General features: G+C 64.5%; 9 protein-coding genes. 8 read left to right on the forward strand and 1 reads right to left on the reverse strand.

The genetic code is table 11. The features are described 5' to 3' along the window. Positions 1-14 precede the first annotated feature (14 nt). From glgA to CU669_RS21145, 8 genes are all read left to right on the forward strand, one after another. Positions 15-1,496, forward strand: a complete 1,482-nt coding sequence (gene glgA / locus CU669_RS14320; RefSeq protein WP_112145868.1) for a glycogen synthase GlgA — start codon at positions 15-17, stop codon at positions 1,494-1,496. Between the two features lie 127 nt (positions 1,497-1,623). Continuing rightward, positions 1,624-2,604, forward strand: coding sequence for a glucokinase (gene glk / locus CU669_RS14325; RefSeq protein WP_112145871.1), 981 nt, complete (start codon positions 1,624-1,626; stop codon positions 2,602-2,604). 93 nt (positions 2,605-2,697) lie between these two features. Then, positions 2,698-3,210: a hypothetical protein gene (locus CU669_RS14330; RefSeq protein ID WP_112145873.1), complete on the forward strand. Its 513-nt coding sequence runs from the start codon at positions 2,698-2,700 to the stop codon at positions 3,208-3,210. 69 nt (positions 3,211-3,279) lie between these two features. After that, entirely contained in the window at positions 3,280-3,969 is a 690-nt protein-coding gene (gene purQ / locus CU669_RS14335; protein ID WP_112145875.1) for a phosphoribosylformylglycinamidine synthase subunit PurQ, read from the forward strand. A 97-nt stretch (positions 3,970-4,066) separates the two neighbouring features. Beyond that, the gene (gene purL / locus CU669_RS14340) at positions 4,067-6,277 is read left to right on the forward strand and encodes a phosphoribosylformylglycinamidine synthase subunit PurL (protein ID WP_112145877.1); all 2,211 of its coding nucleotides are present in this window, start codon (positions 4,067-4,069) and stop codon (positions 6,275-6,277) included. A gap of 11 nt (positions 6,278-6,288) precedes the next feature. After that, positions 6,289-6,546 (forward strand): BolA family protein, encoded by a 258-nt coding sequence (locus CU669_RS14345; RefSeq protein ID WP_112145879.1) that lies wholly within the window; start codon positions 6,289-6,291, stop codon positions 6,544-6,546. A 106-nt stretch (positions 6,547-6,652) separates the two neighbouring features. After that, positions 6,653-6,982, forward strand: a complete 330-nt coding sequence (gene grxD, locus CU669_RS14350) for a Grx4 family monothiol glutaredoxin (RefSeq protein WP_112145881.1) — start codon at positions 6,653-6,655, stop codon at positions 6,980-6,982. Between the two features lie 111 nt (positions 6,983-7,093). After that, entirely contained in the window at positions 7,094-7,300 is a 207-nt protein-coding gene (locus tag CU669_RS21145; RefSeq protein WP_146747742.1) for a hypothetical protein, read from the forward strand. A gap of 97 nt (positions 7,301-7,397) precedes the next feature. Here the strand turns inward: CU669_RS21145 and rpsD are convergent, their stop codons facing one another. Next, a complete protein-coding gene (gene rpsD, locus CU669_RS14355) occupies positions 7,398-8,015 on the reverse strand; it encodes a 30S ribosomal protein S4 (protein ID WP_112145883.1) in 618 nt (205 codons plus the stop codon). Positions 8,016-8,399: the final 384 nt, after the last annotated feature.

The following is an 8,399-nucleotide window of genomic DNA, read 5'->3' on the forward strand; positions in this document are numbered from 1 at the left end:
ATACGGGGTCCGCCATGCGCGTATTGTTCGCTTCTTCCGAGGTTTTTCCGCTGATCAAGACCGGCGGCCTTGCCGATGTGTCGGGGGCCTTGCCGGCCGCCCTGGCCGAGGCCGGGGCCGATCTGCGGGTGCTGTTGCCGGGCTATCCCGAAGCCATGGACAAGGCCGGGGCAAAGCGCGAGGTGGGGGCGCTCGGCGATCCCTTGAACATTGGCGCTTCGGCGACCCTGGTTGCCGGAAAGCTGCCGGACTCCAACGTTCCCGTATGGTTGATCGACTGTCCCGCGCTTTATGACCGGGCGGGGGGGCCTTACCAGGATTCCCAGGGCCGCGACTGGCCGGACAACGCGCTTCGGTTCGGATTGCTGTCGCGGGTGGCGGCGCAGTTATGCACCGACGGCAGCCCCAACAAGTGGCGACCCCATGTCCTTCACTGCAATGACTGGCAGACGGGATTGGCCCCGGCCTATCTTCATGCCTGGGAAGTGCAGAACCGCCCCGGCACCGCCTTCACCATCCACAACATCGCCTATCAGGGGCAGTTCCCCGCCGAGATGGTCGGGCGCCTGGGCCTTCCGCCGGAAATGTACGCCATGGACGGGCTGGAATATTACGACAGCCTGTCGTTCCTGAAGGCCGGTCTGTTCTATTCCGACAAGCTGACCACCGTCAGCCCGCGCTATGCCAAGGAGATCCAGACCGCCGCCTTCGGCTGCGGCATCGAGGGCCTGCTGGCCAAGCGCTCCGACGATCTGGTGGGCATCCTCAACGGCGCCGATTACGGCGTGTGGAATCCCACCGCCGATACCCATCTCGCCTTTCCCTTCAAGCCGGGCGATCTGGCCGCCAAGGCCAAGAACAAGGCGGCGCTGCAGGCGGAATTGGGGCTGACGCCCAATTCCGACGCACCGCTGATGGTCATCGTCAGCCGCCTCAACGACCATAAGGGCATGGATCTGGTGCTGGCGGTTCTGCCCGCCATTCTGGCCATGGGCGCCCAGGTGGCCCTGGTGGGAACCGGTGACCGCCCGTTGGAAGACGGCTTCCGCGCCGCCGCCGCCGCCCATCCGTCGCAGGTGGCGGCCCGTATCGGCTATTCCGAGGAACTGGCCCATCGCATGATGGGTGCGGGCGACATGCTGTTGATGCCGTCGCGCTTCGAACCCTGCGGCCTGACCCAGTTCTACGCCTTCCGTTACGGAGTGGTGCCGGTCGCCCATGCCACCGGCGGCCTGGCCGACACCCTGGTGGATACCGGCTACGATACCTTGATGACGGGAACCGCCAACGGCTTCGTGTTCGAGCACTGCAACGCGGGGGCTTTCCGCTGGGCGGTGGAACGCGCCGTCGGGCTTTATGCCAAGAAGGACCAGTGGAAGAAGATCGTCAAATCCTGCGTCGCCCAGGATTTCAGCTGGGGCCGCTCGGCCAAGCGCTATCTCGATCTTTACAAGTCCATCTCCAACGGCAACGGCAAGGGGCGCCGCAAGGCATGATTTCGGCGAATGCTTATATCGGTAGCCGTCGTTCTTGCGTTCGCCGACCGCCGCAAGCGCGGCGGCGCGCCTCGTGGCGCGAAAGCCAAGGGCGCCGGATGGCGCCCGCCCGGCGATTGAGGGACAAATGAAACAAAATCTCGCCCTCGTTGCCGATATCGGCGGCACCCATGCCCGCTTCGCCCTGGTGGAGGGCGGCGAGGTGCTGCATCCGACCGTGCTGCGCTGCGCCGATTACGACGGTCCCGCCAGCGCCGCCAAGGCCTATCTCGACGCCAATGCCGCCGATCAGAGACCGACGCGGGCCGCCTTCGCGGTGGCTTCCGCCATCACCGGCGACCGCATCGAGCTGACCAATTCCCCCTGGCGGTTTTCCATCGAGGCGACCCGGCAAGCCCTGGGGCTGGAACGGTTGGAAGTGGTCAATGATTTTACCGCCGTCGCCCTGTCGGTGCGCCATCTCACCCCCGATCATCTGGTGGCCATCGGCGGCGGGGCCGCTTTGCCCGGTCTGCCCATCGCGGTGCTGGGGCCGGGAACCGGCCTTGGCGCCTCCGCCGTGATCCCGGACGGCAAAGGTGGCTGGACAGCGCTGGCCACCGAGGGCGGCCATGTCACCATGGCGGCGGCCAATGACCGCGAGGCGGAGATTCTCGGCTGGCTGCGCCGTCGCTTCGACCATGTCTCGGCCGAGCGGGTGCTGTCGGGCCAGGGGCTGGTCAACCTCTATCAGGCCATCGCCGCCCTGTCGGGGCGCCAGGCGGTGTTCTCCACCCCCGACGTCATCACCCAGCGCGGCCTGGACGGGTCGTGCCCCATCAGCCGCGAGACCGTCGAGGTCTTCTTCGCCATGATGGGGACCGTCACCGGCAATCTGGCCCTGACCCTGGGGGCCAGGGGGGGCGTCTTCATCGCGGGCGGCATCCTGCCGCGCATGGCCGATGCCTTCAAGGCCTCGGGCTTTCGGGCGCGGTTCGAGGAACACGGGCGCTTCCAGCCTTATCTGGCCGCCATTCCCACCTGGCTGGTGGTCCACGCGCTGCCGGCCTTCATCGGGCTTGCCGCATTGGTCGCTCCCGGCGAAAACGCCCCCGGCGAAAACGCATAGACCCTATTCCGGACAGGGATTTGCGCCGCGCTTGTGCTGCAGTGCGGTATGTCCCATATATGATGCAGTATTCATATAGGAAAGGGATGGCGCATGATCGTCACGGCGATCACCAATGGCGAGTTCCAGGGCATGGCGCCTCGCGCCGATGCCGCCGTGCTGCGCATCCTCGATCCCATCGACAGCCGAGACGCCTTGGAGCAGGGCTGGGGCGATACCCTGTCGCAGGCCTTCTGGGACATGGATTCCTCGGCTTTGGGCGTGCGTGGGCGCCTTGTCGTGCGCCTGTGGGGCCGCCATCGCGCCTGGTTCGAATCCCTGGCCGGGCGGCTGTTCGGCAGTGATATTCCGTGGCGGCCGTTCATCGCCGCCGACGCCGTCGAGATCACTGCTTTCGCCGACGGACTGGCGGAAAAGGGCGTCCGCGAACTGCTGGTGGTCTGCCGCAATGGCCGCGGCCGTTCGGGCACGGTGGGCCGCTGGATTGCCCGCCGCCTGGGTGCCGCCTTCCACACCAACGGCGACGACCGCGAATCCGGCCATATCCGCGAGACCCTGGACCGGGTGGGCGGAACCGTCCAAATTGCTGTCTCCGCCGCTGCGTAATCGGCTGGAAACCGGACCCGTTCCGGGGTACACAGACAGCCTTGATCTCACCTCTGCGAAGGCATCGCCGTGAAAGCTGCCGTCATCGTTTTCCCCGGCTCCAACTGCGACCGTGACGTCGCGGTGGCGCTTGAAGCCAGCATGGGCGCCAAGCCCCTGATGGTGTGGCACCGCGACACCAAGCTGCCCGCCCTCGACGTGATCGTGGTGCCGGGCGGTTTTTCCTATGGCGATTATCTGCGCTGCGGCGCCATGGCGGCGCACTCGCCCATCATGCGGGAAGTCAAGGCCAAGGCCGAGGCCGGCACGCGGGTGCTGGGCATCTGCAACGGCTTCCAGATCCTGACCGAGTCGGGGCTGCTGCCGGGCGTCTTGATGCGCAACAAGAACCTGAAGTTCATCTGCAAGGATGTCCATCTGCGGGTCGAGAACGCCCAGACCGACTTCTGCCGCAAATACGCGGCCGAGCAGGTGGTGCGCTTCCCCATTGCCCATGCCGAGGGCAATTACTTCGCCGATGCCGAGACCTTCAAATCCATGCAGGGCAACGGCCAGATCGCGTTCCGCTATTGCTCCAACCTGGGCGAGGCCGCCGAGGGCGCCAATCCCAACGGCTCGCTGGACAATGTGGCGGGCGTTTATAATGCCAAGCACACCGTGCTGGGCCTGATGCCGCATCCCGAGCGCCTGGCCGAGGATCTGCTGGGCGGCTCCGACGGCAAGGCCATGTTCGATTCCCTGGTGGAGGCTTTGTCGTGAGCGAGCGGAGCGAGCGCGGGCGCATTGCGCGCCCCGGAGCGCAGCGGAGGAGCCAAGCGGCCGGACGGCCGCGCCCGGCGTTTGAGGGACAAGAAAAATGAGCAAGATCACTCCCGAAGTCATTGCCTCCCACGGCTTCAAGGCCGACGAATACGCCAAGATCCTCGAAATCCTCGGCCGCGAGCCCAATCTGACCGAACTGGGTATCTTCTCGGTGATGTGGTCCGAGCATTGCTCGTACAAGTCGTCTAAGAAGTGGCTGAAGACCCTGCCCACCAAGGCGCCCTGGGTGATCTGCGGCCCCGGCGAGAATGCCGGCATCATCGATATCGGCGACGGCGACGCCATCGTCTTCAAGATGGAAAGCCACAACCACCCCAGCTTCATCGAGCCCTATCAAGGCGCGGCGACCGGCGTCGGCGGCATCCTGCGCGACGTCTTCACCATGGGCGCGCGCCCCATCGCCAATATGAACGCCCTGCGCTTCGGCGATCCCTCTCACCCCAAGACCCGCCATCTGGTGGCGGGCGTGGTGGCGGGCATCGGCGGATACGGCAATTGCGTCGGCGTGCCCACCGTGGGCGGCGAGACCAATTTCCATTCCAGCTACAACGGCAACATCCTGGTCAACGCCATGACCGTCGGCTTGGCCCAGAAGGACAACATCTTCTATTCGGCGGCGGCGGGCATCGGCAATCCGGTGGTCTATTTCGGCTCCAAGACCGGCCGCGACGGCATCCACGGCGCCACCATGGCCAGCGCCGAGTTCGACGAGAAGTCGGACGAGAAGCGTCCCACCGTGCAGGTGGGCGATCCCTTCACCGAGAAGCTGCTGATCGAGGCCTGCCTGGAACTGATGGCCACCGACACCATCGTCGCCATCCAGGATATGGGGGCCGCCGGTCTGACCTCGTCCTCGTTCGAGATGGCCTCCAAGGGCGGTCTCGGCATCGAGATGGACCTGGACGCGGTGCCCATGCGCGAAGACGGCATGACCGCCTACGAGATCATGCTGTCGGAAAGCCAGGAACGCATGCTGATGGTCTTGAAGCCCGGCCCCGAGGCCGAGGCCAAGGCCAAGGCCATCATGGACAAGTGGGAACTGGACTTCGCCGTGGTGGGTCATCTGACCGCGACGGGCCGCATGGTGCTGAAGCGTCATGGCGAGGTGGTGGCCGATCTGCCCATCGATCCGCTGGCGCTCGCCTCGCCGGAATACGACCGCCCCTGGGTGGCTCCGACCAAGCGTCCGGTGATCGACGCCAAGGAGGTCAAGGCGGTCTGCCCGGCCGAGGCCCTGAAGACCCTGCTGGCCTGCCCCGATCTGGCGTCCAAGCGCTGGATCTATCAGCAATACGACCACATGGTCATGGGCGACACCGTCCAGCGTCCGGGCGGCGACGCCGCCGTGGTGCGCATCCACGGCAAGGACAAGGCGGTGGCCATCACCACCGACGTGACGCCGCGTTATGTGCTGGCCGACCCCTATGAAGGCGGCCGCCAGGCGGTGGCCGAGGCCTATCGCAACCTGTCGGCGGTGGGCGCCGTCCCCATGGCCATTACCGACAACCTGAATTTCGGCAATCCGGAAAAGCCCGAGATCATGGGCCAGATCGTCGAATCCATCCGCGGCATGGGCCAAGCCTGCCGCGAACTGGACTTCCCGGTCGTGTCCGGCAACGTCTCGCTCTACAACGAGACCCAGGGCGTCGCCATCCAGCCCACGCCCGCCATCGGCGGCGTCGGCCTGCTGGAGGACGTCAACAAGTCGGTGGGCCTCGCCTTCAAGGAAGAGGGCTCCTCCATCGTCCTGATCGGCGAGACCAAGGGCTGGTTGGGCGCCTCGCTCTATCTGCGCGAGATCTGCGGCTCGGAGGAGGGCGCTCCGCCGCCCGTCGCCCTGCACCGCGAACGCCGGGCCGGTGAACTGGTCCGCCAGTTGATCGGCGACGAGCAGGTTCTCGCCTGCCATGACGTATCCGATGGCGGCTTGCTGGTGGCGGTGGCCGAGATGGCCATGGCGTCCGCCGCTCACCTGGGGGCGCAATTGGATGCGCCCAGCAGCCTGCCGCTGCATGCGTGGTGCTTCGGCGAGGACCAGGGCCGCTATGTCCTGGAAGTCCGCGACAGCGATCTCGCCAGCGTGCTGGAAGAGGCGCTGGAACACGACACCGCCGCCCGCGTCATCGGCAAGACCGGCGGCCACGTCATCTCGGTCGGCGGCCGCGCCGTGCGGGTGGACGAACTGTTCGTCGCCAACGAAGGCTGGCTGCCCGCCTTCATGGGCGCGGAAATGTCGGGTCACTGAGGAGATTTGTCATGCCCATGGAAGCAACCGATATCGAAGCCATGATCAAGGACGCCATTCCGGATGCCAGGGTCATCATCGAGGATTTGCGGGGCGACGGAGATCACTATTCCGCGCTGGTGATTTCCGAGGTGTTCAAGGGAAAGAGCCGGGTCGCCCAGCACCAGCTGGTCTATGCCGCGCTGAAGGGCAAGATGGGCGGCGAGTTGCATGCCATGGCGCTGCAGACCTCCACGCCGGAAAACGCGCCCGACTTCGCCAAGGAGTAGGCTTGACCGCCCTCAATGTGGGATCGAATCGCGTCGCGCATGTTGCAGAGCGGCAGATTTGCCCCTAGATTAAATCAATTCCAGTTTTCTTGAGGATGCCTTTCCGATGAACAATCCCGTTTTCGACCGCATCAAGCAGGATCTCAGCGAGAACGACGTGGTGCTCTACATGAAGGGCACCCCCATGTTCCCGCAGTGCGGCTTTTCCGCCGCCGTGGTGCAGGTGCTGACCGATCTTGGCGTCAAATTCAAGGGTGTCGACATTCTGGTCGATCCCTCCTTGCGCGAAGCCATCAAGCAATTCGCCAATTGGCCGACCTTGCCGCAACTCTATGTGAAGGGCGAATTCGTCGGCGGTTGCGACATCGTGCGCGAGATGGCCGCCAGCGGCGAGTTGAAGCAGATGATGGCCGACAAGGGCGTCGCCGCCGCCTAAACAGGTAGCCTCGGACGGGTGGGCGCAAAGCCCGCCCTCCGAGTGTTCCGCGCCGTCATGATTGCGCCTACCATGATCCAAGCTGGAACAGCGGTCATGGGAGTGGCGATCATGTCTCTTTGCTCCGATTGTGGGGATTACGTCCCCGTCCAAGAAGCCGTGCGCACCGGGTTGATCAACTCGGTCGATGTCTTTTCCGCCCGCAACGATATCCGTGGTTTCAACGCCTTCTGCCGGTGCGAGGGGTTCGTCAACACCTGCGCCAAGGAAGAGGTCGGCTGCCTGTGCTTCGAGGGCAAGGCCAGTCGTCGTCATTGATGGGCGTCGCCATTGAGGGGGCGTTCTCCTCTCCCCTCAATGCGAAACGGCCCGGTGTTTCCACCGGGCCGTCTTTTTGTCCGCAAGAAGCAATCGATCAGCGCGAATAGAATTCGACGACCAGATTGGGCTCCATCTGGACGGCGTAGGGCACGTCGGCCAGCTTGGGGATGCGGATGAACTTGCCCTTCATTTCCTTGTGATCGACTTCCAGATAATCGGGAATGTCGCGCTCGCCCGACTGGGCGGCTTCCAGGATCAGGGCCAAGTCCTTGGACTTCGGCTTCACGGAAATCTCGTCGCCTTCATTGCAGCGGTAGGACGCGATATTGACGCGCTTGCCGTTGACCCGGATGTGGCAGTGGTTGACCAACTGACGGGCGGCGAAGGGGGTGGGGGCGAACTTGAGGCGATAGACGATGGCGTCCAGACGGCATTCCAGCAGGCCGATCAGGTTCTCCGAGGTGTCGCCACGACGGCGCACGGCCTCGTCATACAGCCGACGGAACTGCTTCTCGCCGATATTGCCGTAGTAACCCTTCAGCTTCTGCTTGGCCATCAGCTGGGTGCCGAAATCCGACGGCTTCTTGCGGCGCTGACCGTGCTGGCCGGGAGGATTCTCCTTGCCGCGGTTCAGCGGGCTCTTGGAGCGGCCCCACAGATTGGCGTTGAGGCGACGGTTGATCTTGTACTTGGCTTCAATACGCTTGCTCATGGTCTTCCTTTTGCCCGATTTGATCGGTTGCGATGTTGTCCCGATAGTCCTGATCCGACGTAAAGTCGGGGGCGGGGTGGGCGCGCCCAAATGGCCGCACACCCGCGTTCTCGGGAGCGAAGGGCGGAACTATACGGATCGAGAGGCGGATGTCAAATGTTTTGCCCTTGCTCGTTGGGCGCTGTCTCCGGCAGCTTGGCTTTCGCGCCATGAGGCATGCACCCTCAACGGGCTGGGGCCAATCGACATTCAGGAAATTCGGCTGATTTCGGGCCGGAACGTCTGTCCAGTAGGAATTTTAGCCACAGATGATGGGGTGGACGGCCCCTGCTCACCGGCGTCGCAATGCGCCAAAGTGGTCGTTGGAAACAGACCATAAAGAGG

The sequence above is a fragment of the Paramagnetospirillum kuznetsovii genome (assembly GCF_003284725.1).
Classification (GTDB): Bacteria; Pseudomonadota; Alphaproteobacteria; order Rhodospirillales; family Magnetospirillaceae; genus Phaeospirillum; species Phaeospirillum kuznetsovii.

Excerpts from the sequence above, each read along its gene's own strand:
- CU669_RS14345 (WP_112145879.1), top strand. The coding sequence starts at position 6,289 with ATGCCCATGGAAGCAACCGATATCGAAGCCATGATCAAGGACGCCATT.
- glgA (WP_112145868.1), top strand. The coding sequence starts at position 15 with ATGCGCGTATTGTTCGCTTCTTCCGAGGTTTTTCCGCTGATCAAGACC.
- glk (WP_112145871.1), top strand. The coding sequence starts at position 1,624 with ATGAAACAAAATCTCGCCCTCGTTGCCGATATCGGCGGCACCCATGCC.
- CU669_RS21145 (WP_146747742.1), top strand. The coding sequence starts at position 7,094 with ATGTCTCTTTGCTCCGATTGTGGGGATTACGTCCCCGTCCAAGAAGCC.
- rpsD (WP_112145883.1), bottom strand. The coding sequence starts at position 8,015 with ATGAGCAAGCGTATTGAAGCCAAGTACAAGATCAACCGTCGCCTCAAC.
- grxD (WP_112145881.1), top strand. The coding sequence starts at position 6,653 with ATGAACAATCCCGTTTTCGACCGCATCAAGCAGGATCTCAGCGAGAAC.
- purL (WP_112145877.1), top strand. The coding sequence starts at position 4,067 with ATGAGCAAGATCACTCCCGAAGTCATTGCCTCCCACGGCTTCAAGGCC.
- CU669_RS14330 (WP_112145873.1), top strand. The coding sequence starts at position 2,698 with ATGATCGTCACGGCGATCACCAATGGCGAGTTCCAGGGCATGGCGCCT.